The following is a 24,835-nucleotide window of genomic DNA, read 5'->3' on the forward strand; positions in this document are numbered from 1 at the left end:
TCCCGCGCGATCGCTCAGGAGATCTGCGCGGCCTCGTGCTGCGCCTCGCGGGGGCGGTGGCCGGCTCGGCGCTCGGTGAGGAGGAAGACGACGAGGAGGACGACTCCGACCAGGATCACGACGATGTTGCCGAGCTGGGCGAGGGCGGAGAGGGCGCCGCCGGCCGGGTAGGTGCCCTGCATGAAGATGCTGGGGTCGGTGCTGGCGTGCAGCAGGATCGGCGCGATGATCGTGCGGGTCACGCGCATCGCGAGGTACATGCAGAAGCCGAAGAAGAACGTGTAGAGGATCTGCAGCAGCGTCGGCAGGAGCGGCTGGCCGACGAAGAGGTTGGTGGCGTGCAGCAGGGCGAACAGGGCGGCGGAGACCAGTCCGACGGCGATCTCGGAGCGACCCGACGAGCGCATGATCCGCACGACGTAGCCGCGGGTGAGGAGCTCCTCGGAGAAGCCGATGACGAGTCCGGCGAGCAGCCAGGCGGCCACCCAGTCGAACCCGGCCGCGGAGTAGTCGATGCTCGCGAAGCGCATCACGTTGAAGAGCAGGACGACCGCGATCGCGATCCACATCCAGCCGCCGCCGCGAGGGGACTGCCGCTCGAACGTGCTCCGCAGCCAGCCGAGGCTCGCGCCGAAGCCGACCAGGAGGAGACTGCCGATGAGGACCGGGACGACGATGAGGACGACGACGTAGCTCGCGGAATCCGCGTCACCGATGAAGGGCACAAACGGAGCCATCAGCAGTGAGGCCGGCTCGTAGATCGCGAGGTAGCCGACCGCGAGGATCAGAGCCTTCCACCACCGCCCGTGGTCCCAGAACCGCGCCCACGCCGACCGTTCCACCGTGCTGTTCATCGCTCATCCCCCCGGATCGAGACCAGTAGACCACACACGACGACCGCTCGAGGGCCGCCCGCTCGTGGCGAGGAGCTCGGTCGCTTCCCGGAACTCTGCTCACCGACGCCGCCCGAAGGACCGGGGTCGCCGGCTACCCGGGTGACGGCGAGCAGCGCTGGCCGGCCGTCCACGCCCGGGACGCCGCCTCGCTCTTCCGGATCGCGCTCGAGTCCGTGCCGGGCGGCACCGCCTGGCACGCCGTGGCCGACGAGGGCGACCGCGTGCTCGACATCGCCACCGTGGTCGGGCGCCGCCTGGGGCTGCCCGTCGAGTCCGTGCCGGACGACACCTTCGGCCCCTTCGGGCCGATCCTCGCGATGGACCAGCCGTCCTCCAGCGCACGCACCCGACAAGCGGTCGGATGGGAGCCGACGCACTCGAGCCTCCTCGAGCACCTCGAGGCACTGCAGTCCTAGCCGATCGCTCCGCGCCGATGGAACGTCGGGATCTCGTCTCGGCAGGGAGGGAGCGCCGGCTGCATCCTCAGCCGAAGAGATCGTTCCGCGACCGTCGCGATCCGGTCGTCACACTGGCAGGCTGAGGCCGGACGTGGAGGGAACCGGTGATCACCGACGCTGAGCTTCGTGAGGCGCTGAGCCCGGTCTTCGAGGAGATGCTCAGCGAGCACGAATTCGCCTCGCTGCGCCTCTTCTTCACGCGCCTGTTCATCGACGGCACAGAGCGTCCCCTCAACGGCGGCGAGAGCCTGGACGATGGCGACGTGCGCGTCCACCGGGAGATCCTCGGTGAACCGGGATCGGCCCGCGGGTTGCAGCGCGGCGTCGATCCTGCTGATTTCGCACTCGCGGTCCGGAGCGATCTCCAGGACTTCATCGCGGAGAGCTCGTTCGGGTGGGGTCAGCTCAGAGGCCCCCGATCTCTGCTCTGACCCGTCCTTGTGAGCAGGTGGGGTCCAGCAGGGGGTCGGGGCAGGAACGCGAGTGGAGGAGCGACGGGTGCTCGACGTCGGCGTCGGGTAGCTTCGGGATATGGATGAGGCCACTGAGCCGTCTGCTCGTGGGTGGCGAATCGATCTCAGCGACCCGCCGAGGCTTCTGGCAGGCGAAGAGGAAGCGGCTCTCGTGCACGCCTCGGAGGAGAGTGCACTTCTTCGCAGTCAGCTCTCGGGATCCGGTGAGTGGGAGAAAGTCCTCTCTGCTGCGCGCTCCGCTGCTTTTCTCGGTGCCGACGAGCACGAGCTCGCCGTCGCGACCGGGTTCACGCTCGAGGCCGTTCGGTCGATGCTTCGGGAAGCGTGAACCTCGGTCCGGATCGTCCCGTCGGGGTCGGCCCGCCAGGTCGGCCGGCGGCTCTGGTTCGAGCGTCGGCCTGCGGTGAGTCATGAGCAGTCCGCTGTCGAGTGCGTCAGGGAGGGCGCTAGCTGTCCGTCGCTCGGAGCGTCGCCACGAGCTCCTGCAGTTCGGCTGCGTGGGCCCGCTTCCACTCGCGGATCACAGGGGTCGCGAGCGGATCCGTGTCCTCCGACAGGGAGACGTACTCCAGCACGGCCACCTCGAGAACCGTGGCGAACACGTCGTCGTCCGGCTCCTTGAGAGTGCCGACCAGGGCGACGGTCGCAGTGTGAGCGATACCTGCTCCGGAGAGGGTGACCGTCCACGCCTGGACGGGAGTGTCGGCTGTCCGAGTCGCGTCATCGGTTCTCGCGTGAGTGATCTCGATCACTACTCCGCCTACTGCGCGCTGCACGGCCCGATCGTACTCAGCTGCTCTCTGCGCAGCCGAGTGTCCCGTGAAGGGATCGTCTGAATCGTCTGCGGGCCGAAACCGTCGCCGTCAGCGTATGGATGCAGTTCGCCGCAAAGGCGGGAGGGTCGGCTCACCGGACCGCTTCACCCTCACTCCGGTGCGTACGACGCGATGGTGAACGTCGTGCCTCCCGGCGTGAAGTCGCCCGCGAGACGGATGAGCTTGCGGTGGTCGAGCCAACCGTGGGCTCTCGACTCGGCGCGGTCCGTGGTCTCCACGGAGAGCTCGAACCGGCGCTCCTCCTTCACCTCGTGCACCCACTCGAGCACCTCCGCGACCGAACCCGCACCGGTGATCCGCTGCGGGTCGTGGCGCGCCGATTGCTCGATGTCGTCTCCGGTCCAGAAACAGACCCAGTAGATCGACGGGTCCTCCCGCGGTGCGTCGAAGTACGACTCGTCCCATTCGGCGTGCATTCGCCCTCCTCGCCGGTCCCACGCTAGCCCCGTCCTCGAGTCGGAGGCCGTCCCGTGTGGAGGTCGGTCAGCCAGGTGGCGTTCCGCCGCTCCAGGCGTCCCGAACGGGAACGGTCCACAGCCGGTCCTCACTCCCCGAAACCGGCTCCCGTCGGTTCTTCGGCGTTTCGGATGACAGAGAGCAGGAGCTCGTTCAGCTGTCCGGCGGCCGCCGCGCTGAGGCCGACGTCGCTCAGGTCATTGGTCGCCATCGCGACCGCGCGGGCCGCGGTGACCATTCGCCCCCCTTCTTCAGTGATGCGCACGGGGTTGCGTCGGCCCTTGCCTCGGATCCCGACGCGCTCGATCAGCTCTCGCCGCTCCATGCCGTCGAGGACCTCGGACATCGTCTGCGGGCGGACGAAGACCGCGCGGGCGATCTCGGCGGACGTCAGCTGCACTCCACCGGTGAGGCAGGAGAGGACGCCGAACTGCACCAGGCTCATGTCGTGCTCCGCGAGCCCGGCAGTGATCCGTGCGCCGATGATCCGCGCGACCTTGACCGCGTTCCAGCCGAGGACGGCGTCGAGTCCCTCGTCATCGCCCATCCCGATGTCCTCTCCCATGACGCAGAAGCAGGAACCTGGTTTAGGGTGACCTGCAGGAACCTGCTACCGCAGATCCTTCCTTGGAGTGTGCACCACTCCTCGGGCCACGTCGATTCGACAGGACACCCCATGACCCGCACGCCGATCCCCGACAACCGAGGCCGATGGGGCGCCGACGACGACCTCGGCACTCTCAACCTCATCGACGACGCCGCTCGCCGGCGTGCAGCGGAGGAGGTGCGGACCGGCCGTTGGGCCTCGCTCGCCCTGCCGGTCGCTCCCGCATCCATGCTCGGCGGGCCGTTCGCCCCGCCGTCCCCGCCGTCGCCGCCCGTGCAGCAGGCGCTGCTTCACACCGGTACGCCGCCGATGGGCATGTCCGAGGTGCTCGTCGTGACGCCGCACCACCCGGCGATGACCCACCTGGACGCGTTCGCCCACCTGCCTGTCGAGGACGGAGTCGTGTACCCGGGCCGGCCTGTCGGCGAAGCGGTCACCGCCGGCGGTGTGCAGCACGGATCCACCACGTCCTTCGCCGCGGGCATCGTCACGCGCGGCGTCCTCCTCGACCTCGCGCCGCAGGGACGGCTGCCCGCAGCGCACGCGATCATCGCCGCCGACCTCGACGCGGCCGAGGACCGCGCAGGCGTCGCTCTGCAGCCCGGTGATGCGCTGGTCGTGCGCAGCGGATGGGGCTTCTCCTGGAACTCGGAGGAGCAGGGGCCCGGCATGACCGTCGATGCAGTGACCTGGATGCACGACCGAGGTGTGGCGCTCTACGCCGGAGACGTCGGCGACAGCTTCCCGCCTCTCGACCCGGAGATCCCGATGCCGATGCACATGGTCGCGCTCGCGCGACTGGGCATGCCGCTCATCGACAGCGCGAACGTCGAACAGGTCAGTGCACTCTGCGCGGAGCTGTCACGCTCGTCGTTCCTGCTCAGCGTGGCTCCGCCCCGCCTGCTCGGACTCACCGGTGTTCCGGTGAACCCGATCGCCGTCTTCTGAGGATCCGGTACCCGCTTCCGACGAGGTTCGCGGACGCGACCCTGCGGCGGACGGCGTGCCGCGCTCCTCACCCTCCCTGGGTGAGGCCGGTGATCAGGTTGATGGCGACGGCGACGACGAAGGTGCCGAAGAAGTAGGACAGCAGAGCGTGGGCCAGGGCGATGCGACGTGACGGGGTGGAGGACTGGGTGATGTTGCTCGCGCTGTAGGCCATCCCGATCGAGAAGGCGGTGTAGGCGAAGTCGCTGTAGGACGGGTCCTCGTCCTGGTCGAAGTCGAAGCGGTGGCGGTCGTCGAGGTAGTACATGCGCGCGTATTTGAAGGCGTAGACGGTGTTGAGGAGCGCCCAGGCCGCGACGACCCCGACGACCGCGAGGATCGCGGCCGCGGATCCGACGGGGTCCTTCTGCTGGCTGCGGAGGAGTGCGATGACCACGAGGACGAGGCTGAGGAAGGTGGCGGCGATGATGAGCGAGTCGACCAGCTTCCGGGACCGGTCCTCGTGGCGGGCGAGGTCGCGGGTGCGCTCGGGGCCGGCCGGCCACGCCGTCGACCAGGCCCAGACGAGGAACACCGCCGCGGCGATCGCCCAGCCGAGCAGAGGCGACAGATCGGGGACACCGAGGAGCGCGGCGATCGCCGCGACGACTGCGCCGACGAGTGCGGCGACGCCGGCCTTGACGGACAAGTGGGACATGACGGTTCCTTTCTGATCGATGGTTCGTCGTCCGGTCGCGCAGTGCCGTGATGCCCCGCGCGGAGCTCGTCCGGGCCGGCTCACCCGGCCCGGGCTCGCGAGAGGGGGACGTAGAGGCCGGCGCGCTCGGCGCGGACGGCCGCGAGCGTGCGCGACGTGGCGTCCAGCTTGACCAGGATGTGCTCGAGGTGGGCGGCGACCGTGCGGGGAGCGACTCTCAGCGCCCGGGCGATCTCGAGATTGGAGCACCCCTCGATCACGTGGCCCAGCACCTCGAGCTCCCGCGGTGTCAGGCCCCGCAGGCCCGTCGCGGGGGAGAGCACGACGACTCCGCGGGTCACTGCGGCGAGTTCTCTCTCGCAGGCCAGCACGGTCACCCGCACGTAGCCATCCGGCGACTGCCGGCGTCCGCGGGGCCAGAGGAACGAGGCGTAGTTCCGCCCCTCGGCGAGGGCGTCCCTCGCGGCGTCGATCAGAGCCGAATCGGCGGCGAGCAGCTCGTCCGCGGAGAGGCCCGGAAGGGAGGCGACGCCGTGGTCGGGGAGGAGGACCACGCCTGCTCCGGCTCCGTTGACGACCGAGGCCGACGCGGCGAGCGAGCGGACGGGGTCGATGCCCGAGGTGAGCGTCGGCACGAGTCGAGCGAGGCGTCGGCGGACCGCCTGCGACGGCGGTTCCGCGCTCCGGAACAGCACCGTCATGAAGCCCACGTGCCGGCCCCCGTCCTCGAACAGGGCGACGGACAGGGTCTCGTGGAATCCCGCGGGGAGCAGGCACTCCGCCCAGGTCTGCAGGTCCCTCGGCGAGTAGGGGACGTCCGACAGGCTGAGGGGAGGCCGCTCGCGATCGGCGCCGGTCCTCTCGATGTCGAGCGCCATCTGCGGGCCGCTGAGGTAGCGGACGCAGGACTCGTCGAGGTCGGTGCTCGCGACCGAGCGGTACCCCGTGCCGTTCGGCTCGGCCAGTGCCAGCCACGCGCCGTCGAAGGGGATGTGCTGGTGCAGCTCGTCCAGCATCGCCTGCGCCCGCTCGCGGATCGGGCCGGGGCGCGCGGCCGTCTCGGCGAGCTGGAGCGCAGCAGTGCGTGACACGGGACTCGACCACCTCAGGACCGGGGGCAGGGGAAACGAAGGGATTGTCCGGAGACCGTTGCTACTGGAGTACCACCAGGAGCCCCTTCACGGGGACCCCCTCGAAGGAAGACCGCATCGGCAGGTCTGCCGATGGTGCCTCCCGGTCCGCGGGGCGTGAGATCGGCGTGTCGCCGGGTCGACCGACCCGCGGCGGCGTCGACGGAACGTCGCGCACGGGAGGGAAACGAGCATGAGAGCAGTCGTCTACGAGGGGCCGCGCACGGTCGCGGTGAGAGACGTCCCGGATGCGCGGATCGAGCGCTCCACGGACGTGCTGGTGCGCATCACGACCACGAACATCTGCGGGTCCGACCTGCACATGTACGAGGGGCGCACCAGCTTCGAGACCGGGCGGTGGTTCGGTCACGAGAACATGGGCGAGGTGATCGAGGTCGGCGACGGCGTCGACAAGGTCGCGGTGGGGGATCACGTCGTCCTGCCGTTCAACGTGGCGTGCGGGCACTGCAAGAACTGCGAGCGCGGGCTGACCAACTACTGCCTCACCGCTCAGCCCGTCCCCGAATGGGCCGGCGCGGCCTACGGCTTCGCCGACATGGGACCGTGGGCCGGAGGCCAGGCCGAGCTGCTGCGGGTGCCCTGGGGGGACTTCAACTGCCTCCGCCTGGGAGAGGACGCGGAGGAGAAGGCCGCCGATTACGTGATGCTCGCCGACATCTTCCCGACCGGCTATCACGCGACGGAGATGGCGGGGGTGAAGCCGGGGGACCAGACCGTGATCTACGGTGCCGGCCCCGTCGGACTGATGGCCGCGCTGTCCGCCACCATCAAGGGTGCGAGCAAGGTCATGGTCGTGGATCGGCACCCGGACCGTCTTCGACTGGCGGAGTCCCTCGGCGCGATCGCCATCGACGACTCGAAGGTCGATCCTGTGGAGGCCGTCCTGGAGCACACGATGGGGCTCGGCGCCGACAACGGCTGCGAGTGCGTCGGCTACGAGGCGCACGACCCCGGCGGCGACGAGCAGCCGAACCTCACGCTGAACCGCCTGGTCCAGTCGGTGCGCTTCACCGGGCGGATCGGCACCGTCGGCGTCTTCGTCCCGCAGGACCCCGGTGGCCCCGACGAGCTCGCGAAGCAGGGGCGCATCGCGTTCGATGCGGGACTGCACTGGTTCAAGGGCCAGACCATGGGCACCGGGCAGGCGCCCGTCAAGAAGTACAACCGCCGGCTCCGCGATCTGATCGCCGCGGGCAAGGCGACGCCGTCCTTCCTCGTCAGTCACGAGCTGCCGCTCGAGCAGGCACCGGACGCCTACGAGCACTTCGACAACCGCGACGACGGCTGGACCAAGGTCGTCCTCAAGCCGGGAAAGGCGGCGTGATCATGGCCGGAAGAGCGGCTGCGGCAGTCGGAGTCGGCATCGCAGGGGTCGCGGTGGGCCTCGTCGCCCGTTCCCTCGTGAAGAAGGAACGGGAGTCCGACGGGGACGGGGCCCACCCGGAAGGGTGGAAAGCGGTCACCGTCCTGGGCGAGGCCCGGGACTTCGAGAGCGGCGGGTATCCCGAGCCGTTGGCGCGTCTGGCGGAGTCGCTCGAGATCCGGATCGATCCGGCCCCCGGGGACAAGGGCTTCGAGGTGCACGCCCGGGTCCGCGAGGGTGCCGATGCCGGGGTGGGCGACGACCCGGGCAAGGCGCTGCGCGCGGCTCTGCGCGACGCCAAGCAGATCTTCGAGACGGGCGAGGTGCTGCGGGCGACCCCGAGACCGCACGGAGAACGACCGCGCACCCTGCTCGGTGGCGCGGTCGACGAGGCAGAGGACGAGGCGAAGGGCGAGGGTGTGCTGTGAAGGCTCTGTGCTGGACCGGAGTGAACGAGCTCTCGGTCGAGACCGTCGAGGATCCCGGGATCCTCAATGCTCAGGACGCGATCGTCAAGGTGACCCTGAGCACGAGCTGCGGCTCGGATCTCCACCTGCTCGGCGGGTACGTCCCGACCATGCGAGCGGGCGACGTGCTCGGGCACGAGTTCCTCGGCGAGATCGTCGAGGTCGGATCCGCCGTCACGAAGCACCGGGTCGGCGACCGTGTCGTGGTCTGCTCGTTCATCAGCTGCGGGAAGTGCTGGTACTGCCGCAACGAGCTCTACTCCCTGTGCGACAACGGCAACCCGAACGCGGGGATCCCCGAGATGCTCTGGGGGCAGGCGCCCGGCGGCTGCTACGGCTACTCCCACGCGCTGGGCGGGTGGGCCGGCAGCCACGCCGAGTACATCCGCGTGCCGTACGCGGACCAGGGCGCCTTCCCCGTTCCCGACGGGATCAGCGACCAGCGGGCGCTCTTCGCCTCCGACGCCGCTCCGACCGGATGGATGGGAGCGGACCTCGGCGGCGTCCGGCCCGGAGACACCGTCGCGGTCTGGGGCGCCGGCGGTGTCGGGCAGATGGCGGCGCGCGCGTCGCTGCTGCTCGGCGCCGAGCGCGTCATCGTGATCGACCGCTTCCAGGAGCGGCTGACCCAGGTCGAGCAGGTCATCGGCGCGGAGACCATGAACTACGAGACCAGCGAGGTGACGGCCGAGCTCCGCGAGCTGACGGGCGGACGCGGCCCCGACGTGTGCATCGAGGCGGTCGGCATGGAGGCTCACCGCGACGGACCCGACTTCGCCTACGACCAGCTGAAGCAGCAGCTGCGGCTGCAGACGGACAGGCCCACCGCCGTGCGTGAGGCGATCTTCGCCGCGCGCAAGGGCGGCAGCGTCTTCGTGCTGGGCGTCTTCGGCGGCTTCGTCGACAAGTTCCCCCTGGGGGCGGTGATGAACAAGGGCCTCACGCTCCGGTCCGCTCAGCAGCACGGGCACCGGTACATCCCGATGCTCCTCGAGCGGATGGCGCGGGACGAGATCGTCACCGAGCACCTCGCCACGCACGTCCTGCCGCTGGAGGACGGTCCCGCCGGCTACGCCATGTTCAAGGAGAAGACCGACGGGTGCGTGCGGGCGGTCTTCCGCCCCTGAGCATCGAGGTGCTCCGGCGGTTCCGACGGAGGACGGTGAGGGAGGCGGGTGGTCGGCGAGGACCGCCCGCCTCCCTCGTCCGCCGAGGTTCAGCGCACCGTGGTGGCTGCGGTGTCGGCGTTGTTGCGGATCGACGGATCGGGGGTCCTGACCGAGAACGTCGTCGCGAGCGCGGTGCCCTTTCCGGTGGCGGTCGCCGTGACCGTGATCTTCTCGATGACGCTCTGCCCGTTGGTGAGCTTCGAGCGCTGGAAGACGACGAGGTTCCCGACGCGGGTGTACGTGCCGGTGGCGGACACGAACTGCGTGTTCGGCGGGAGGACGACCTTCGAGAAGACGCTGCTCGAGGTGGACGGCCCGGCGTTCGTCGTGGTGAGGGTGTAGACGGCGGTCCTCCCCTTGACCGCGGACGTCGGCCCGGCGAGGTCGACGCGCAGATCGGCGCGCGCGGTCACCTTCTGCGGCGACACGGTCAGCGTGCTGGTCGCCGTCGCGCTCCCGGTGGCGTTGGTCGCCTGGAGGGTGAACACGAAGATGCCCGCCGTGGTGGGCGTGCCGGAGAGGCGGCCGGTCGGCTCGAGGGTGAGACCGGGCGGGAGCGTCCCGGACTTCAGTGACACGGCCGGGGCGGGGAAGCCGGTGACCGTGTAGGTGTAGTCGTACGCCGAGCCGACCATGCCGGCCGCGACCGTCCCCGAGATGCCCGGCGCGACGGCCGCCGGTGTGATCGTGACGGAGTCGGCGAGCTGCGCGGAACCCGCGCTGCTCGAGACCTGGACGGTGAACGAGGACGTCCCCGCCGCTGTCGGGGTGCCGGTGACGCGACCGCTCGGGCTGAGGGACAGGCCGGGCGGAAGGCTGCCGGACAGCAGGGTGGCGGTCGGCGCCGGTGTGCCGGTGATCGTGTAGCCGAAGTCGTAGGCGGTTCCGACCGTGCCGGCGGGGGCGTCTCCCGAGAGCGCGGGAGCCACTGCGGTCGCGGCGACGCGGATCGTGTGCTGGGCGCCGCTGGTGCTGCCGAAGCTCGTCCTCGCCGCCACGGTGAAGGTGGAGTCGCCCGGCTCGGTCACCGCGCCCGACAGCTCGCCCGCCTGATCGAGGGTCAGGCCGGGCGGGAGGCTGCCGGAGGCGAGGGAGAACGTGGCGGAGGCGGAGTCCGCCGCGAACGTGTACGAGTAGGGCGCCCCGACCTCCGTGGTCGCCGGGGGAGCGTCCGCCGTGAGGGCCGGTCGGGCGCCGAGCGCCATGCTGTGGTAGCCGCCGGCGACGAGCGCGGTGGGGCGGGCGCCGACGACGCCGATGGGCTGATCGAGCTGCCCGTCCTCGTTGCTGCCCCAGCCGACGACGCTCCCGTCCTTCCGGAGGGCGAGGCTGTGTCGCGCGCCGCCGGACACCGCGACGACGTCCGTCAGGTTCGCCGGGACATCGGTCTGCCCGTACTCGTCCGACCCCCACGCGACGACGGTCCCGTCGCTCTTCACCGCGAGGCTGTGGTACCAGCCGGCCGAGATGCCGACCACGCCACTGACGCCGGCCGGCATGCCCGTGACCTGCGCTCCGGTGCCCCAGGCGACCACCGTGCCGTCGTCCTTCAGCGCGAGGCTGTGATCGAAGCCGGTCGCGATGGCCGTGACGCCGGTGAGGCCCGCCGGGACGGCGTTGCTCGTCGTCGCATCCTGCCCCCAGCCCACGACGGTGCCACTCTTCTGCAGCGCGAGGCTGAACTGCTCGCCGCCGGAGACGGCGACGACGTCGGTCAGGCCCGCGGGAGGGACGATCTCTCCCGATCCCTGGCCGCCCCACGTGATGACGGTCCCGTCGTTCTGCACGGCGAGGCTGTGGATCCATCCCGCGCCGACCGCGACGACCGGCTTCAGGTCGCCGGGGACAGCGGTCTGGCCCGACCGGTCGTTCCCCCAGGAGACGACCGTCCCGTCGTCCCGCAGGCCGACGCTGTGGAAGCCGCCCCCCGAGACGGCGACGAGGCCGCCCACGTCGGCGGGGACGTTCTTCTGGCCGTAGTAGTTCCAGCCCCAGATCGCGATCCCGCCCGCGGGCGCCGTCGGCGGTGTCTCCGCGGCGGCGGCGGGTCCGACGCCGGTGAGGAGCAGCGCGACCGTCGTGGTCACGGTGGTGAGCACGGCTGCCAGTCGCCGGGGAGTGCGGGACGGAGGGATGTCGGCGGTGGTCGGGAGGGAGGCGGAGCGCATGGGCGGCTTTCAGGTCGGGTGGGGCCGACCGTCATCGGTCGCTCTCGAACCGTGACAGCTGCCCGATCCGGGCCGCAACGTCCTCTAGCGGTCATGTCCGGAAGAGGGCGTCGGAGGAGGTCCGGTGCGGGCGGGCCTGCTGAACAGATTGACGACGTTGCCGTCCGGGTCGCGCACGAGGGCGGAGCGGTTGCCCCACGGCATGGTGGTCGGCGCGAGCACCACGTCCTCGCTCCCGGTTCCGAGCTCGGTGAAGGCGCGGTCCACGTCGGCCACCTCGAACTCGAGCAGGACGGAGTGGTTCGACGCAGGGGCGACGGCGCCGTGGAGCATCCCGACCGTCGCGGTGCGAGCGATGGCGAGGGTCGCGCCCGCTCCGGTGAACTGCGCGAAGACCGGCGCCGGGCGCTCGGCCGGCCGGCCGATGACCTTCTCGTAGAAGGCGACGAGGCCTTCGAGGTCGTCGGTGACGATGCGGAGGGAAGTGAACGACATGGAGCTCCTTCAGTGGTGCGGGTGAGGCCGGTGAGGGTGAGGCCGTCGCACCAGGCTCGTCGGTCGTCGCGACACCGTCCTGTCGGTGTTTCCGGCGATCGTCGGCGTCTCCGGGAGATCCGCGCGCCGGATCAGCCGTCGATGACGGACCGCAGCCGTCCGTACTGGAGCGCGAGGTCCTCGGCTCGGAGGGTGCGCTGCGGGGTCCGCTCCTCGGTCACCTCCACCGACAGCATGCGGTCGCCGCGGAACGCGCGGACACCCTCGCGCAGCCGGCACCAGGCGATCAGGTACCAGTGCTCCTCCTTCCCGATCGAGCCCAGCGGTTCGACCTCGCGCACGGACTCCGCACCGCTGCTGTCCCGGTAGCGGAGCCGGACGACCCGATCCGCTCGGAGGGCCGTCGCGAACTCCGCCGGAACGACCGCTTCCTCCTCGCTCTCGAGGAAGTGCACCCGCGAGGCGACCGCGCCGACACGGGCGGCCTCCCCGTCCGGCAGGACCGCGAGCGTCTTCCGGGCGGCGGTCCGGGCTGCGTGCCGGAAGGGACTGCCCTCCAGCGCACTGAGGCCGATCAGCACGGCGAGGGCCTCGTCGAGGGTGAGTCCCGCCGGGCCGAGGGTCGCGGTCGCGTCGATGACGTAGCCGCCCGTCCGGCCCGGCTCCGCCCAGATCGGCAGTCCGGACTGCTGCAGCGCGGACAGGTCCCGCTCGATGGTCCGCACGGACACCTCGAACCGCTCGGCGAGGCGCCGTGCGCTCCGCGGCCGCGGCGAGACCGCTCGCAGCTCCTCGACAAGCCCGTAGAGACGATCGGTGCGGTTCACCCGACCATCATCCGCCCCACCCCGTCGGTCTCGGACAGGGGGGGTCGAGAGGGTCCGGGACGAGGGAGTCGACGCTCTCGACCCCGAGAAGCTCCGCGCGGCGGCGCTCAACTGCTGCGGAAGCCGGCGCTACGCCTCGGGCGGCTGGTCGACGCCGCGGTCGGCGCCGCGCTTCTCGCGGCGCAGCTGCGCGCCGCCGCCCGCGATCAGCACGAGGGCGAGCGCGATGCTGCACAGGCGCAGCGGCCAGGGCAGATCCGGGAACAGGATCATCGGCAGGGCGGCGACGAACGTCGCCCCCACGAAGTACCAGACCGCGACGGGCGCAGCGGGATTCTCGTTCGAAGCCATCCCTCCACGGTAGCCGCGGGGCTCGGCGCGAGCCTCCCCCTCAGGTCGCAGACCTCTCGGAGGACGGGCGCGCCCCGCGGGACGCGGCCCGACCCGGCGAACGGGCGGCGCGCGACCCGCTCAGCGCCTCGCCCGCTCGCCGCTCACGGTCGTCCCTCCAGGAGGCGGGTCGTCCACCGGGCCAGCGCGGTGACGGCGGCGCGGGACAGCTCGGCGCCGGGCAACATGCTGGTGAAGCCGTGGAACGCTCCGGGCCAGACGTGGAGCTCCGCCTGGACTCCGGCTTCCCAGAGGCGGCTCGCGTAGGTGACCGTCTCGTCCCGGAACACCTCGGCGCTGCCGCAGTCGAGGTAGGCCTGGGGGAGTCCGGACAGGTCGCCGGCTCGTGCGGGCGCGGCGTAGACGGAGACGTCCTCGCCGCCGCGCCTGGCGCCGAGGTAGGCGTCCCAGCCGAACCGGGTCATGGCTCGGTCGGCGACGCCGATCCCGTCGATCTGCCTCGTCGAGACGGTCGAATCGCTGTCGTCGAGCATCGGGGAGATCAGGATCTGGGCCAGGATCGACGGTCCCCGGCGGTCGCGCGCGAGCAGGGCGGTGCCCGCGGCGAGTCCGCCACCGGCGCTCTGGCCGACCAGGACGATGCGGTCGGGGTCGACGCCCAGTGCGTCGGCGTGCTCGGCGGTCCAGACGAGACCGGCGTAGCAGTCCTCCACGGGGTAGGGATCGGGGTGCTCGGGGGCGAGGCGGTAGTCGACGGTGACGAGGACGACGTCGTGGGTGAGCAGCCAGTCGTCGTAGGAGTCGAGGTTCCCGAGGTAGTGGCCGAACATCATGCCGCCGCCGTGGATGGTGAAGAAGCAGGGGGCGGTGCCGGTGCGACCGGCGCGCTGGAGGATGCCGAGGTCGATCGGATCACCGTCGTGCCCGGGGACGGTGACGGTGCGCCGTTCGAGGCCGCGGGCGCGCAGTGCGTCGTCGAGCTCCTGCTCCGTCGTCTCCAGCTCGCGCATGCGCGGGAGCATCGCCGTGGTCAGGGTGAAGGGTCCGCGCTCCTGCAGCCGGTCGAGGAAGGTCGCGAGCTCGGGGTCGAAGGGCGGCGGCGTGAGGATGTCGGACATCGGTGGTCTCCTGGGTCGAGGTGGTGCGGGAACGGAGGGCGTCGGCGGCGACGAGCACCGCGGCGGCGAGAGCGAGGGTCAGGGCGGCGACGGTGATCGCGTCCTGGAAGCGGAGGAGGTCGGGCGGTGCGCTGACGGATCACGAAGCCGGTCCCCGCGAGGACCGCGGCCGCCGGACGCGACCGAGGAGGCGCCGGTCACCCGCTGCAGGCCCGTGGTCGACGGGTGCAGGCCGCGGCCGAGGGCGGGCAGGGCGACGGTGAGGATCGAGCTGTCGAGCATCCCGAGCAGGGACGCGGCCGACAGGCCGGTGAGGGCGACCCGCTCCTCGCGCAGGCGGCGTGGGGCCGTGCCTCGCGGGGCGGATCGGGGGCGTCGATCACCATGGGCGCACTCCTTCACGGGGAAGAAGTGGCGGATCACTCGATGCCGCGTGTGCGCACAGACCGCGGACGAGCGCGGACTGCTTTTTACCTCAGATGAGGAGAGAGTACACCCGGGCGGAGGCCCGGCGATCGGAACCCGGCGTCGAGCAGGGCGGCTCCGGCGTCGAGTGAGCGGTTAGGCCCCGGGCTCGGAGGAGCGGTTCAGCTGCGCGGCGATCGGCACGGTGCCGGCGACGACCACGTCGCCGGTGTGAGCGGTGGTGACGGTCTCGATCAGCACGATCTCGACCTCCTCCTCGGCCACGGGATTGTGCCGCACACCGCGGGGGACGACGAAGAACTCACCGGGAGCGAGATGCACGTCGGGCCGGTTCTCGAGCTGGATGCGCAGCCGGCCCGAGACGACGAGGAACATCTCGTCCTCCTCGTCGTGCGAGTGCCAGACGAGCTCGCCGAGGAGCCTGGCCACCTTCACGTACTGATCGTTCACCCGTCCGACGACCCGCGGCGTCCAGTGCGACGACACCTGGGCGAGCTCGGAGGAGATGCTGACGCTGTCCTGATCCATGCCTCCAGTCTTCCGGGCGGACCCGCGGCATGGTCTTCACTCAGGTCACCGACAACCGCCCTCGGTCTTGTCGCTGTCCACGAGCCGATCCTCCGGGCGGTCCTCGAGGCGGTCCTCGAGCGGGTCGCCTCGGCTCAGAGGGCTTCGAGCACGTCCAGCGCCCGCTGGACCCCGTGCTCGCTCCGCAGGAGGCGGCCCACCTCGGCGGCCCGCTCGCGGCGGGACAGGGCGTCGGTCATCGCGGGCACGAGGGTGCCGGCCGAGAGCCGGCGCAGCGGGACCGGGGCGGCGGCGAGGCCCTGCCGGTGCAGCTGCGCGGCCCAGAACGGCTGGTCGGCGGTGACGGGCACGACGACCGCCGGCACGCCGGCCCGCGCGACGGTGTGGGAGGTGCCGGCCCCGCCGTGGTGCACGGCGAGCGCCGCGCCCGGCAGCACCGCGTCGAACGGCGCCGACCGCACGGCCAGCACATCGTGACCGCGGGACTCCGCCGGCAGCGCGAGGCCGCCCCAGCCGGTGACGAGCAGCACCCGCAGGCCGTGCGCTCGCGCGGCGGCGACGATCGCGCCCCCGCGGGCCGCCGCGTCGCCGGCGGCCATCGAGCCGAAGGAGGCGACGAGGTACGGGCCGGCGGCGAGGAATCCGGCGACCCCCGGGTCGACGGCGGCCGCCGGATCCTCCCCGTGCCACGCCCCGGTCTGGTGCACCCGCTCCGGCCAGTCGTCGGGGCGCGGCAGCAGCGCGGAGCTGACGGCCATGAGCGTCGCGCGCGACGGCGAGCGCTGCTTCGGACGGCGACCGCCCGGCAGCTCGGCGGCGGCACGGGCGACGTCGGCCTCGAAGAGCCGCGCGGCACTGCGCGGCACGGCGTAGGTGTGCCGGTTGTAGGCGCCGAGGTCGCGGGTGGCCGTGGGGCCGCCGGCGGCGGGGAAGCGCTCGCTCGGGGTGGCCACCGGAGCGAACTCCACCAGCACCCGGGGCACGCCGAGCGCGTCCGCCGCCATCGGCGCGCTGAGGATCAGCGGGTGGTGGACCACCACGTCGGGCTCGAAGGCGATCGTCTCCCGCACCGCGGTGGCCAGCATCCGCCGCATTGCGGGCCGCACCTCCCGGCGCAGATGGTTCGCGAGCGCCCACGGGGTGCGGCCGGCGGGGGAGAGCATCCGCCGCGCGTCCAGGCCGAGCGCCACGGTGTCGACGCCCTCGGGGGCGTCCGCGTCGTCGGGCAGGGCCAGCAGGACCTCGTGACCGCGGGCGACGGCGTGCCGGGCGAGGGCCGCGAAGGGCTCCACATCGCCGCGGGTGCCGGCGGTGGCGAGCATCATACGCATCCCCCCAGTGTGGCCCGCAAGTCATCACCCCGCGTCGAGGGGCCGGGTAGCCTCGGGCGAGTGACTGATGGCAGTGAGCGGACGGCGAGCACCGCACCGCTCGCGATCGGCGCGGTCGTGCGCCGCCTCGTGCACATCTCGCGCCCGGTGCTCTGGATCAACACCATCGGCTCCGGACTCGTCGCCGTGTGGCTCACCGGCGCGCTGTTCGACCTGCGGGCGCTGCCGATCATCCTGTGGCTCACGCTGCCGTTCAACGTGCTGATCTACGGCGTCAACGACATCTACGACCAGGACACGGACGCGGCCAATCCCCGCAAGGGCTCGATCGAGGGCGCGAGGATCCGGCAGTCCGAGGTGCGGCTGATCGCCTGGGCCGTCGCGGCGACCAACGTCCCGTTCCTGGTCTACTTCCTCCTCGCGCTGCCGCCGCTCGCGAACGCCGCGATCCTGCTCTACGCCGGCGTCTTCGTCTTCTACTCCGCGCCGCCGCTGCGCTTCAAGGCGCGGCCCTTCCTCGACTCGCTGAGCAACGCGGCCTACGCGCTGCCGCTGGTCATCGTGCCCGCCGCCTTCGAAGTGTCGCCGGTCTGGCCGGCCGCCCTCGGGCTGATGGCCTGGAGTGTGGCCAAGCACGCCTTCGACGCGGTGCAGGACATCGTGGAGGACCGCGACGCGGGCATCACCACCACCGCGGTGCGGCTCGGGGCGCGCGGGACGGCCCTGTGGAGCGGGGCCTGGTGGCTCGTCTCCACAGTGCTGTTCGCCCTGGTGAGCGTGCCGGTCGCCGCGGTCAACCTCCTGATCGCCGGTGTCCTCGTCGTGCGCCTGCTGCGCGACCCGACGCCGGAGACCGGTCACCGGCTCTACCGCCTGTCGGTCGCCTTCCCGTACATCGCGGGCTCCTTCACCGGGGTCCTGCTGCTGGTCTCGATCGTGCTGGGAGGCTCCGCATGAGCCGCGTCGTCGTCGTCGGCGGCGGGATCGGCGGGCTCACCGCGGCCGCGCTGCTCGCGCGCGCCGGCCACCGGGTCACCCTCCTGGAGGCCTCCGCCGAGCTCGGCGGCAAGAGCCGCCGCCTCCAGCTGGGCGAGGACCGCATCGACACCGGGCCGTCCCTGGTGACGTTCCCGGCGGTGTGGGACGAGCTGCTGCGGCGCCTCGGCGACGGCGACCGCGCCCCCGAGCGCGTCCGGGACGCCGGCCGGCTCGACCTGGTGCGGATGCCCGAGGTGGGCCGCTACTACTACGACGGGGAGGAGACCTCGCTGCCGGTCGCGCCGGAACACCCCTGGTACCCGGCCTGGCGGCGCTTCTCCGAGCTGCACGCGCCCCTCGCCGACGACGTGACCGAGCTGCTGCTCGCCGACCCGCTCGACCGGGCCGCGCTCCCGGCGCTGCGCCGGCTGCTGGCCGTCTACGGCTCGCGGCTCACCACGCGCGCCTACCTCGACGGCCTGCCCTGGCTGCCGGAGGGGCTGCGCGAGATCATCGCGATCCACACTCTCAACGCGGGCGTCTCGCCCGCGCGCACCCCCGCCCTCTACGCGAGCATGCCGGCGATCATGGCCGAGACCGGGGCCTGGGTGCCCCGCGGCGGCGTGTACGAGATCGTGCTGGCGCTGAGCCGGCTGGCCGAGGCGGCCGGCGTCGAGGTGCGCACCGGCGAGGCGGTCATCCGCATCGAGCGCGGGTCGGTCACCACGGACACCGGGCACTATCCGGCCGACCTCGTCGTCAGCGCTCTGGACGCCGACCGGCTGGAGGTGCTGACGGGTCCGTCGCGGCTGCCGGCGCTGCCCCGCCTGCGCCCCCGCACCCTCTCCTGCTCGGCGATCGCGCTCTACGGCGTGCTGCGGGAGGAGCTGCCGGCGAGCATCGCGACGCACAGCGTGGTGCTGCCGACCCGGCCCGCCGCGCTGCACCGCAGCCTCGAGGCGGGCGACGAGCCGGCGGACACCATGGTGTTCGTCAACCAGTACCGCGCGGGCGAGGTGTACCCGAATCCGCACAGCACCCTCGGCGTCCTGCTCACCGCGCCCGCCGACGGCGGCCGGTACACCGCCGAGCACCCCTTCGTGCGGCGCGAGGTCGAGCGCGTCTCGCGGGCGATGAGGCTCGACGGGCTCCTCACCGACCTCCTCGACGAGCAGACGGTGCTCGATCCGCAGTACTACGGCGAGGGCGGCGAACCGCACGGCGCGCTCTACGGCGCGGCGCGGCCCTCCTGGCAGAGCGGGCCCTTCCACCGGCCCGCGTACCACGACCGCCTGCGGCCGTGGCTGTGGCGGGTCGGAGCGTCGGTGCACCCCGGCGGCGGGATCCCCGCGGTGGTGGGCGGCGCGATGATCGCGGTGACCCGGCTGCTGAAGTCGAACCCGGCCTAGCCGGCGGAGGGGTGCGCCGCAGCAGGCGGAGGCGGAGCCCTCTGCATGCTGGTCGAGTAGCGCCGCAGGCTCGTATCGAGACCCGCTGTCGCCTGACGTGTCGGTGATGGTGGATCTCGATACGCCCGCTGCGCGGGCTACTCGATCAGCATGGGTGCGCTGCCTGCTGCGTGCGGCTCCGCGCCCTGCATGCTGGTCGAGTAGCGCCGCAGGCGCGTATCGAGACCCAGCGGCAGCCGTGCGCCGGCGGCGCCGCGTCAGGCGGGCGTGAGCCGGAGGGGCGGGCGGGGCTGGATCGGCGTCGTCCCCGGTGCCGTCGGGGAGATCCACTGCACGACCGGGCTGGTCGTGGTCGAGCCCGGGCCGAAGGTGAAGGCGAAGTCGGCCGCACCGGCGACGGTCGGACCGGTGAGGTACGCGAACGCGGCGCTGTCCTCGTCGACGACGCTCCAGCCCGCGGGCAGGGCGATCGTCGACGCGTCGAAGAGCTCGGCGGGGATCAGCAGGAGTCCGGGGTAGCCGATCGCGTAGCAGTCGGCGGGCACCAGCAGCCGGAGCGTCGACGTCCCGCCGAAGACGGCGGGGTTCGTCAGCCACTCGAGCACGGGGAAGCCCCGCGGCCCGACCTCGATGGTCGACGAGACGGAGCCGGTGACCTCGCTCTCGGTCCAGGTGGCCGTAGTCGTCCAGTTGCCGGACAGCTCACCCCACTCGACGTTGAAGCCCTTGGTCCCCGCGCTCACGCCGTCGGGGGCGAGGATCGTGATCGTCCGGCCGTTGTCGTTGATCACCGTCCACCCCGCCGGCGCGACGACCGACTTCGCGGGGGAGAAGGCGTACTCCTCGAGGACGGTCAGGGTGAGACTGCCGGTCCCGCGGACGACCGGAGTGCCGCGTGAGGGCGACTCCAGGGTGAGGAACAGGAGGGACGACTCCGTCTGGACGCCCCTCGGGCCGTCCCAGGACAGGCGGGCCGTGAGCCCGGCGGTGCTCGCCGCGGCCATCGGCGCGGCCGTCGCGACCGCGACGACCGGGGTCGACCAGGCCGCCCCGAGCACGGTGCGCCTCGCGACGTCGGAGGGGCGGGGGTCGCGGACGCCGTGTGTGCTCATCGGGGCGAGTGTCGCAGTGGGGGAGTGTCCGCGGCAAGATCCTCTAGCGGACATGTCCGCTAGAGGACAGGGATGCGGGGCAACAGACCCGTGCCGCGGACCCGGCCGCTCGTCGATCCGACCGGTGTGCCCCGCCGTCCGCCCGCCGGCCCCTCATTCGGGTGCGGGGATGGTCCGGCGGAAGGTGATCACCTCGGAAGCGACCTCCCGCAGGTCGAGGGTCAGCGCTCGGGCCTCGTCGCGCAGAGCGGCGAACGCCGCGTCCGCGCTCAGGCGCAGGCTCACGCTGAGGAAGCCGACCGCCTGCAGGACCGGCACGTCGTCGTCGCCCACCTCCTCGAGCGCGCCGACCCAGGACAGGAAGGGGCCCGGCTCCTCGCCCGGCTCAGTCACGGCGGTCTCCGCCGCCGGCCGGGAAGGAGCTCCGGAGGGCGTTGCTCAGCTGCTGCACCGTTCCATGGTCGGCGATGCGTCGCCCGGGCGGGGACGGGGTTGCCGGGACCGGCGAGCAGGAGGTAGCCGACCGCCGCTCGTCCTGCGGAGCGAGGCGCTCCGCGCGGCCGCGCAGGTCGGGCCGGCTCCGCACTGCGGCGCCTGTCGGTCACGCCGGAGTGCGCGCAGCCGACGGGAACCCGCGCAGAGGCGGCGCCGCCAGGACAGTGAGCCCCCTCCTCACGGCCTCCGATCCGGATCCGGAACCCCGTGTGTCTGCAACCCAGACCTCCCGAGTCGCTCTGGGAAGCGCTCGGGGGGGCCAGGAGCGGGATGTCGCACCGATATCGACGAAGCGTGAGGATTCCGGCCCGTTCGGGCGTAGCCTCCGTTCCGACCCCATCAGGACCCCTTTCGCGTGGCCACGGCATCCATTCCGGATGCACCCGACGTCAGGATCCCCATGGGACGACTCGTCTACGACTCGCGGCTCGACGTGGACTTCGAGGACCGCCTCCTCGGTCACCTCCAGGTCGTCATCGGCACCAAGCTCGGCCGAGGCGAGAGCTTCTACCTCTCCTGGAAGGACCTGCCTGCCGTGGGCAGCGGTCGCACCTCGATCTGGCTGCATCCCGCCAGCGCGCTCCGTTTCCGGTACGCCAGTGTCGATCGCGTCGTCCTCAACCAGGCCTGGGTGCGGCGCTGGATCGCGGACTCCTACGCCCCGGGCGGGCTGCGCCTCACCGACGAGCCGGAACCCGAGGGGGACCGTCCGACGAGGACCGTGACTCCGGCATCGTCCCCGCGGGCGCCGCGGCTCTGACATCGTCCCGGGGACCGTCAGTCGCGCGCCCCGAGGGCGGACTCGGGTGTGCTGCCGTCCCAGGCCGCGAGCAGGCGGAGGCGGTCGGCGCTGTCGCCGTGCTCGTCGGGGTAGTAGATCACCAGGACGAGCCCGTCGACCGGCAGCTTCTCGCGGTGCAGGTCGAGGGGGCCGACCCGGGGGTGGTCGATCGTCGCGGTGCCGCCGCGGAGCGGGCGGACGTCGTGCCGGGCCCAGAGGGTGCGGAAGCGGGCGCTGGCGAGGGACAGCTCGCCGACGAGCTCGACCGCGCGGGGGTCGCTCGCGTCCTGGCCGAGGGTCTGCCGGGCGACGCCGACGAACGACTCGACCGCTGTCTCCCAGTCGCGGTGGAACAGGCGCTCCTCCGGATCGAGCAGCAGCGACCGCAGGCGGTTGTGGCCGGGAGCGAGCCGCGGCGAGAGCGACACGGCCGCCCGGTTCGAGGCGAGGACGTCGAAGTAGCGGCCCTCGACGAACGCGGGGACCTCGAGTGCGGCGAGGAGGTGGTGCAGCCGCGCGGGGACCTGCTCCGCCGACCGCGCGCGCCGCCGCACGCGGGGCTTCGGCGCGGCGAGGTCGTGCAGCCAGGCCGTCTCGACGTCGTCCAGCTGCAGGACCCGGGCGATGGCCTCGAGCACCTGCGCGGAGGGGTTGTCGTCGCGGCCGCGCTCGAGGCGGACGTAGTAGTCGGCGCTGATGCCGGCGAGGAGGGCGACCTCCTCCCGGCGGAGGCCCGGCACCCGCCGCCGCGTCCCCGGCGGCAGGCCCACCCGCTCGGGAGCGACGAGCGCGCGCCGGGCCTGCAGGTACTCGCCGAGCGCGTTCGCCGGTGCGTCGACATCCATGGGGCCGACGATACCCACCCCGTCGCCCGCGGAGAGAGGCCCTGCCACTCCCCGGATCCGCCGGGACCTGGCTGCCCCCGGCGGCGGCGACGACCATCGAGCCGAGCCGCTCACCGCGGACCCGTTCCCCCAGGAGGAGACACCATGGACATCACCGACCGCACCGTCCTCGTCATCGGCGGCACCTCGGGCATCGGCCTCGGCCTCGCCCGCCGCTTCGCCGCCGCCGGCAGCACCGTCGTCGTCGGCGGACGCGACACCGCCCGGGTCGAGGACCTCGAGACCGTCCGGATCGACGTCACCGACGCCGACTCCGTGACCCGGGCCAGGGACGAGGTGCTGGCGGCGCATCCCGGCCTCGACACGGTCGTCACCATGTCCGGGGTCCTGCTCCAGGAGGATCTCCGCGACCCCGCCCACTTCGCCACCGCGGAGCGGACCGTCGCCGTCAACCTGCTCGGCACGATCCGCGCCGTCGACGCCTTCACCCCGCACCTCCTCGGCCGGGGCGGCGGCGACATCGTCACCGTGTCCTCGGGGATCGCCTTCCTGCCGTTCCCGCTGATGCCCAGCTACGGCGCGTCCAAGGCGGGCGTCCACGCGTACACCGAGTCGCTGCGGGCGCAGCTGGCCGGCACGGGCGTCCGGGTGACCGAGCTCGTCCCGCCGGCCGTCGCGACCGCGGGCCAGGAGGCCGTCAACCCGGCGGCCCTGCCCCTCGACGCCTACCTCGACGAGGTCCTCGAGCTCCTGACGCAGGAGCCGACCCCGGACGAGATCGTCGTCCGGGCCGCGCAGCGACTGCGCTGGGCCGAGCGGGACGGCACCTACGCCGAGCTCCTCGCCGCCCGGTCCCGGGCGCTCGACACCCTGCCGGGGCGCTGAGCCGGCGCCGGGAGACCGGAAGACGGCGATCACGGGGAGGCGCGAGCGGCCCGGCAGTCCTATCGTGATGGAGGAGGTCGTCATGGTTCGATCGGCAAGCAGGAAGACCCGTCCGTTCACGCCCCGTCTGCTCGTGCTCTCCGTCGCGGTGATCGGCGGACTCGCCGGCGTGACGGGCTGCTCGACGGGGGCGGCTCAGGAGACGCAGGCGTCGACGGCGCCCTCGGCGTCCACGTCGACGGCCGCGTCCAGCGCGACGGCCGCACCGGCGAGCCCTTCCGCGTCCGCACCGTCGTCCGCACCGCCCGCGTCCTCGGCCGGCTGCACCCCGAACGACACCCCCGTCCCGGCCGGCGTCGCGACGGCGGAGATAGGCGACATCGACGGCGACGGCCGGGCGGACCAGGCGTTCTACGACGAGGACGGCGGCTTCGACTACGGCATCCGCACCGCCTCGGGCGCGACCTTCCTGCAGCAGGACACGCTGGCGGGCCCGGCGACCCACCGCGGCTGGACGGTCGCGGTGAGCCCGACCCTCGCGGCGACCGTCCTCAGCGACGGCAGGACCGCCGCGCTCTTCGCGTTCACCGACTGCGCGTTCGTGACGCCGGTCGGCGTCGACGGGGAGCCCTACCGATTCGTGCTCGCCGGGTTCGGCGACGCCGGAACGGGCGTCACCTGCGGTACGGCCGACGCCGACGGCCACCATTCGATCTCCGGCGTCCTCGCCGCGCGGGACGCCGATGGGCGCTACAGCATCACCTCGACGCAGGTGGAGCTCTCGGCCGACGGGCGCACCGCGACCAACGGCGCCGTCACGAGCGGCGGCGACGACCTCGCGCAGGACGACCCCGCGGTCGTCGCCGCGATGACGGCGACCTGCGACGGCGTGGCGAGCGTTCAGACCAGCGGGGAGTGACCGCCCGGAGTTCCGCTCGGTCCGAGCGGGGCGCCCGGACCGCGGAGAGCGACAGCACTCGACCACCTCGCCTCCGGCGGTGGTGTCGAGGCGTCACCGACGCGGCGCTCGAGGACGGCGCGCCTCGGTGGCATCGGGGGTCAGGCGGGGTCGTACCCGCCCTCCTCGTCCCACTGGTCGAGACCCTCGCGGGCGGGCGACCGGGGGGCCGGGGCGGGGCGCCGCCACGTCGACAGAGCGGCGTCGGCCCAGGCGGTGACCGACCCGGGTGCGGCGTCGTACGAGGCCCAGAACCGCGTGTGGCGAGCCGCCTCCTCCCGCAGATCGTCCGCGGGGAGGACCGGCACGGCGGTGCGCGGTCGAGGTGCCACCGGGAGGCGTGTCATCGGGGATCCGGTCGTCGGCGCCGTGCTGATGAGTGCGGTCATGGCCGGACCATACGCCCTTCTCGAGGCCTCGAACGGAGGAGCCGGGAACCGGTCGGCGCGGGTGACTCGAAGTCGGTCCGCCGCACTCCTCCGCGGCGGCTCCGGTCCTGGCTCCGGGTGCTCCGGTCCGCCTGGTGCTCACCGGTCGCGCTGCCGTCGGCAGCCCGCCGCCTCTGCGACGCGGGTCGGCCTCCGCCGCCTGCTGGGCGACACGTCAG

The 24,835-nt window shown here is 72.5% G+C and carries 29 protein-coding genes; 12 read left to right on the forward strand and 17 right to left on the reverse strand.

Annotated elements, in window-relative coordinates; genetic code table 11:
• Window positions 1-14: 14 nt before the first annotated feature.
• Window positions 15-854 (reverse strand): CPBP family intramembrane glutamic endopeptidase, encoded by an 840-nt coding sequence (locus MT350_RS16685; RefSeq protein WP_243600085.1) that lies wholly within the window; start codon window positions 852-854, stop codon window positions 15-17.
• 215 nt (window positions 855-1,069) lie between these two features.
• Here MT350_RS16685 and MT350_RS16690 point away from each other — a divergent pair, with 215 nt between their 5' ends.
• The 3 genes from MT350_RS16690 (at window position 1,070) to MT350_RS16700 (ending at window position 2,155) form a co-directional block, all read left to right on the forward strand.
• A complete protein-coding gene (locus MT350_RS16690) occupies window positions 1,070-1,312 on the forward strand; it encodes a nucleoside-diphosphate sugar epimerase (RefSeq protein ID WP_243600086.1) in 243 nt (80 codons plus the stop codon).
• A 146-nt stretch (window positions 1,313-1,458) separates the two neighbouring features.
• Window positions 1,459-1,785 (forward strand): hypothetical protein, encoded by a 327-nt coding sequence (locus tag MT350_RS16695; RefSeq protein WP_243600087.1) that lies wholly within the window; start codon window positions 1,459-1,461, stop codon window positions 1,783-1,785.
• Window positions 1,786-1,885: 100 nt separating this feature from the next.
• Entirely contained in the window at window positions 1,886-2,155 is a 270-nt protein-coding gene (locus tag MT350_RS16700; protein ID WP_243600088.1) for a hypothetical protein, read from the forward strand.
• Between the two features lie 118 nt (window positions 2,156-2,273).
• Here the strand turns inward: MT350_RS16700 and MT350_RS16705 are convergent, their stop codons facing one another.
• The 3 genes from MT350_RS16705 to MT350_RS16715 all read right to left on the reverse strand — a co-directional run bounded on the left by MT350_RS16705 (window position 2,274) and on the right by MT350_RS16715 (window position 3,555).
• Window positions 2,274-2,603 carry a hypothetical protein gene (locus MT350_RS16705; protein ID WP_243600089.1) on the reverse strand — a complete coding sequence of 110 codons (330 nt, stop codon included), beginning with the start codon at window positions 2,601-2,603 and terminating at the stop codon, window positions 2,274-2,276.
• 149 nt (window positions 2,604-2,752) lie between these two features.
• Window positions 2,753-3,079 (reverse strand): hypothetical protein, encoded by a 327-nt coding sequence (locus tag MT350_RS16710; RefSeq protein ID WP_243600090.1) that lies wholly within the window; start codon window positions 3,077-3,079, stop codon window positions 2,753-2,755.
• A 128-nt stretch (window positions 3,080-3,207) separates the two neighbouring features.
• Window positions 3,208-3,555: a MarR family transcriptional regulator gene (locus MT350_RS16715; protein ID WP_243616297.1), complete on the reverse strand. Its 348-nt coding sequence runs from the start codon at window positions 3,553-3,555 to the stop codon at window positions 3,208-3,210.
• A 12-nt stretch (window positions 3,556-3,567) separates the two neighbouring features.
• On the opposite strand from MT350_RS16715, the gene MT350_RS16720 reads away from it, so the two are divergent.
• Window positions 3,568-4,674, forward strand: a complete 1,107-nt coding sequence (locus MT350_RS16720) for a cyclase family protein (RefSeq protein WP_243616298.1) — start codon at window positions 3,568-3,570, stop codon at window positions 4,672-4,674.
• Between the two features lie 67 nt (window positions 4,675-4,741).
• Here MT350_RS16720 and MT350_RS16725 read toward each other — a convergent pair whose 3' ends face one another.
• Both MT350_RS16725 and MT350_RS20530 read right to left on the reverse strand, forming a co-directional pair.
• Window positions 4,742-5,371 (reverse strand): DUF1345 domain-containing protein, encoded by a 630-nt coding sequence (locus tag MT350_RS16725; protein WP_243600093.1) that lies wholly within the window; start codon window positions 5,369-5,371, stop codon window positions 4,742-4,744.
• Between the two features lie 80 nt (window positions 5,372-5,451).
• Window positions 5,452-6,462: a LuxR C-terminal-related transcriptional regulator gene (locus MT350_RS20530; RefSeq protein WP_243600094.1), complete on the reverse strand. Its 1,011-nt coding sequence runs from the start codon at window positions 6,460-6,462 to the stop codon at window positions 5,452-5,454.
• Between the two features lie 232 nt (window positions 6,463-6,694).
• Here MT350_RS20530 and MT350_RS16735 point away from each other — a divergent pair, with 232 nt between their 5' ends.
• Genes MT350_RS16735 through MT350_RS16745 form a run of 3 tightly spaced genes read left to right on the forward strand, consistent with a single transcriptional unit; the run spans window position 6,695 to window position 9,479 of the window.
• Window positions 6,695-7,846 carry a glutathione-independent formaldehyde dehydrogenase gene (locus tag MT350_RS16735; protein WP_243616299.1) on the forward strand — a complete coding sequence of 384 codons (1,152 nt, stop codon included), beginning with the start codon at window positions 6,695-6,697 and terminating at the stop codon, window positions 7,844-7,846.
• 53 nt (window positions 7,847-7,899) lie between these two features.
• Entirely contained in the window at window positions 7,900-8,313 is a 414-nt protein-coding gene (locus MT350_RS16740; RefSeq protein ID WP_243600096.1) for a hypothetical protein, read from the forward strand.
• Window positions 8,310-9,479, forward strand: coding sequence for a zinc-dependent alcohol dehydrogenase (locus MT350_RS16745; protein WP_243600097.1), 1,170 nt, complete (start codon window positions 8,310-8,312; stop codon window positions 9,477-9,479). The genes MT350_RS16740 and MT350_RS16745 overlap by 4 nt, the downstream gene beginning before the upstream one ends.
• Window positions 9,480-9,568: 89 nt before the next feature.
• Here the strand turns inward: MT350_RS16745 and MT350_RS16750 are convergent, their stop codons facing one another.
• The 7 genes from MT350_RS16750 to MT350_RS16780 form a co-directional block, all read right to left on the reverse strand.
• The gene (locus MT350_RS16750) at window positions 9,569-11,689 is read right to left on the reverse strand and encodes a putative Ig domain-containing protein (RefSeq protein WP_243616300.1); all 2,121 of its coding nucleotides are present in this window, start codon (window positions 11,687-11,689) and stop codon (window positions 9,569-9,571) included.
• Between the two features lie 84 nt (window positions 11,690-11,773).
• Window positions 11,774-12,184 (reverse strand): VOC family protein, encoded by a 411-nt coding sequence (locus MT350_RS16755; protein WP_243600099.1) that lies wholly within the window; start codon window positions 12,182-12,184, stop codon window positions 11,774-11,776.
• Between the two features lie 131 nt (window positions 12,185-12,315).
• The gene (locus tag MT350_RS16760) at window positions 12,316-13,011 is read right to left on the reverse strand and encodes a YafY family protein (protein WP_243600100.1); all 696 of its coding nucleotides are present in this window, start codon (window positions 13,009-13,011) and stop codon (window positions 12,316-12,318) included.
• Window positions 13,012-13,140: 129 nt separating this feature from the next.
• Entirely contained in the window at window positions 13,141-13,362 is a 222-nt protein-coding gene (locus MT350_RS16765) for a hypothetical protein (RefSeq protein ID WP_243600101.1), read from the reverse strand.
• Window positions 13,363-13,505: 143 nt separating this feature from the next.
• On the reverse strand, window positions 13,506-14,480 hold the full coding sequence (locus MT350_RS16770; protein WP_243600102.1) for an alpha/beta hydrolase: 975 nt from the start codon (window positions 14,478-14,480) through the stop codon (window positions 13,506-13,508).
• Window positions 14,481-15,041: 561 nt separating this feature from the next.
• Entirely contained in the window at window positions 15,042-15,434 is a 393-nt protein-coding gene (locus MT350_RS16775; RefSeq protein ID WP_243600103.1) for a cupin domain-containing protein, read from the reverse strand.
• Window positions 15,435-15,568: 134 nt separating this feature from the next.
• Window positions 15,569-16,756 carry a glycosyltransferase gene (locus tag MT350_RS16780; RefSeq protein WP_243616301.1) on the reverse strand — a complete coding sequence of 396 codons (1,188 nt, stop codon included), beginning with the start codon at window positions 16,754-16,756 and terminating at the stop codon, window positions 15,569-15,571.
• A gap of 69 nt (window positions 16,757-16,825) precedes the next feature.
• Between MT350_RS16780 and MT350_RS16785 the strand changes: the two genes are divergently transcribed.
• Together MT350_RS16785 and MT350_RS16790 are read left to right on the forward strand one after the other, a co-directional pair.
• A complete protein-coding gene (locus MT350_RS16785; protein ID WP_243600105.1) occupies window positions 16,826-17,722 on the forward strand; it encodes a UbiA family prenyltransferase in 897 nt (298 codons plus the stop codon).
• The gene (locus MT350_RS16790) at window positions 17,719-19,152 is read left to right on the forward strand and encodes an NAD(P)/FAD-dependent oxidoreductase (RefSeq protein ID WP_243600106.1); all 1,434 of its coding nucleotides are present in this window, start codon (window positions 17,719-17,721) and stop codon (window positions 19,150-19,152) included. Before MT350_RS16785 ends, MT350_RS16790 begins: the two co-directional genes overlap by 4 nt.
• Window positions 19,153-19,409: 257 nt before the next feature.
• Here the strand turns inward: MT350_RS16790 and MT350_RS16795 are convergent, their stop codons facing one another.
• Window positions 19,410-20,264, reverse strand: coding sequence for a hypothetical protein (locus MT350_RS16795; protein ID WP_243600107.1), 855 nt, complete (start codon window positions 20,262-20,264; stop codon window positions 19,410-19,412).
• 153 nt (window positions 20,265-20,417) lie between these two features.
• A complete protein-coding gene (locus MT350_RS16800) occupies window positions 20,418-20,657 on the reverse strand; it encodes an ANTAR domain-containing protein (RefSeq protein ID WP_123737003.1) in 240 nt (79 codons plus the stop codon).
• Between the two features lie 502 nt (window positions 20,658-21,159).
• Here MT350_RS16800 and MT350_RS16805 point away from each other — a divergent pair.
• A complete protein-coding gene (locus MT350_RS16805) occupies window positions 21,160-21,519 on the forward strand; it encodes an ATP-dependent DNA ligase (protein WP_243600108.1) in 360 nt (119 codons plus the stop codon).
• Window positions 21,520-21,536: 17 nt separating this feature from the next.
• Here MT350_RS16805 and MT350_RS16810 read toward each other — a convergent pair whose 3' ends face one another.
• Window positions 21,537-22,385, reverse strand: a complete 849-nt coding sequence (locus MT350_RS16810; RefSeq protein WP_243600109.1) for a helix-turn-helix domain-containing protein — start codon at window positions 22,383-22,385, stop codon at window positions 21,537-21,539.
• Between the two features lie 144 nt (window positions 22,386-22,529).
• Here MT350_RS16810 and MT350_RS16815 point away from each other — a divergent pair, with 144 nt between their 5' ends.
• Window positions 22,530-23,270 carry an SDR family oxidoreductase gene (locus tag MT350_RS16815; protein ID WP_243600110.1) on the forward strand — a complete coding sequence of 247 codons (741 nt, stop codon included), beginning with the start codon at window positions 22,530-22,532 and terminating at the stop codon, window positions 23,268-23,270.
• A gap of 82 nt (window positions 23,271-23,352) precedes the next feature.
• The gene (locus MT350_RS16820) at window positions 23,353-24,189 is read left to right on the forward strand and encodes a hypothetical protein (RefSeq protein WP_243600111.1); all 837 of its coding nucleotides are present in this window, start codon (window positions 23,353-23,355) and stop codon (window positions 24,187-24,189) included.
• Between the two features lie 140 nt (window positions 24,190-24,329).
• On the opposite strand, the gene MT350_RS16825 is transcribed toward MT350_RS16820, so the two are convergent.
• Entirely contained in the window at window positions 24,330-24,617 is a 288-nt protein-coding gene (locus MT350_RS16825; protein ID WP_243600112.1) for a hypothetical protein, read from the reverse strand.
• Between the last annotated feature and the right edge of the window lie 218 nt (window positions 24,618-24,835).

The sequence above is a fragment of the Rathayibacter sp. VKM Ac-2928 genome (assembly GCF_022815545.1).
Taxonomy (GTDB): domain Bacteria; phylum Actinomycetota; class Actinomycetes; order Actinomycetales; family Microbacteriaceae; genus Rathayibacter; species Rathayibacter festucae.

Excerpts from the sequence above, each read along its gene's own strand:
- MT350_RS16685 (WP_243600085.1), bottom strand. The coding sequence starts at position 854 with ATGAACAGCACGGTGGAACGGTCGGCGTGGGCGCGGTTCTGGGACCAC.
- MT350_RS16700 (WP_243600088.1), top strand. The coding sequence starts at position 1,886 with ATGGATGAGGCCACTGAGCCGTCTGCTCGTGGGTGGCGAATCGATCTC.
- MT350_RS16710 (WP_243600090.1), bottom strand. The coding sequence starts at position 3,079 with ATGCACGCCGAATGGGACGAGTCGTACTTCGACGCACCGCGGGAGGAC.
- MT350_RS16725 (WP_243600093.1), bottom strand. The coding sequence starts at position 5,371 with ATGTCCCACTTGTCCGTCAAGGCCGGCGTCGCCGCACTCGTCGGCGCA.
- MT350_RS16735 (WP_243616299.1), top strand. The coding sequence starts at position 6,695 with ATGAGAGCAGTCGTCTACGAGGGGCCGCGCACGGTCGCGGTGAGAGAC.
- MT350_RS16750 (WP_243616300.1), bottom strand. The coding sequence starts at position 11,689 with ATGCGCTCCGCCTCCCTCCCGACCACCGCCGACATCCCTCCGTCCCGC.
- MT350_RS16755 (WP_243600099.1), bottom strand. The coding sequence starts at position 12,184 with ATGTCGTTCACTTCCCTCCGCATCGTCACCGACGACCTCGAAGGCCTC.
- MT350_RS16765 (WP_243600101.1), bottom strand. The coding sequence starts at position 13,362 with ATGGCTTCGAACGAGAATCCCGCTGCGCCCGTCGCGGTCTGGTACTTC.
- MT350_RS16770 (WP_243600102.1), bottom strand. The coding sequence starts at position 14,480 with ATGTCCGACATCCTCACGCCGCCGCCCTTCGACCCCGAGCTCGCGACC.
- MT350_RS16775 (WP_243600103.1), bottom strand. The coding sequence starts at position 15,434 with ATGGATCAGGACAGCGTCAGCATCTCCTCCGAGCTCGCCCAGGTGTCG.
- MT350_RS16780 (WP_243616301.1), bottom strand. The coding sequence starts at position 16,756 with ATGCTCGCCACCGCCGGCACCCGCGGCGATGTGGAGCCCTTCGCGGCC.
- MT350_RS16790 (WP_243600106.1), top strand. The coding sequence starts at position 17,719 with ATGAGCCGCGTCGTCGTCGTCGGCGGCGGGATCGGCGGGCTCACCGCG.
- MT350_RS16795 (WP_243600107.1), bottom strand. The coding sequence starts at position 20,264 with ATGAGCACACACGGCGTCCGCGACCCCCGCCCCTCCGACGTCGCGAGG.
- MT350_RS16805 (WP_243600108.1), top strand. The coding sequence starts at position 21,160 with ATGGGACGACTCGTCTACGACTCGCGGCTCGACGTGGACTTCGAGGAC.
- MT350_RS16810 (WP_243600109.1), bottom strand. The coding sequence starts at position 22,385 with ATGGATGTCGACGCACCGGCGAACGCGCTCGGCGAGTACCTGCAGGCC.
- MT350_RS16815 (WP_243600110.1), top strand. The coding sequence starts at position 22,530 with ATGGACATCACCGACCGCACCGTCCTCGTCATCGGCGGCACCTCGGGC.
- MT350_RS16820 (WP_243600111.1), top strand. The coding sequence starts at position 23,353 with ATGGTTCGATCGGCAAGCAGGAAGACCCGTCCGTTCACGCCCCGTCTG.
- MT350_RS16825 (WP_243600112.1), bottom strand. The coding sequence starts at position 24,617 with ATGACCGCACTCATCAGCACGGCGCCGACGACCGGATCCCCGATGACA.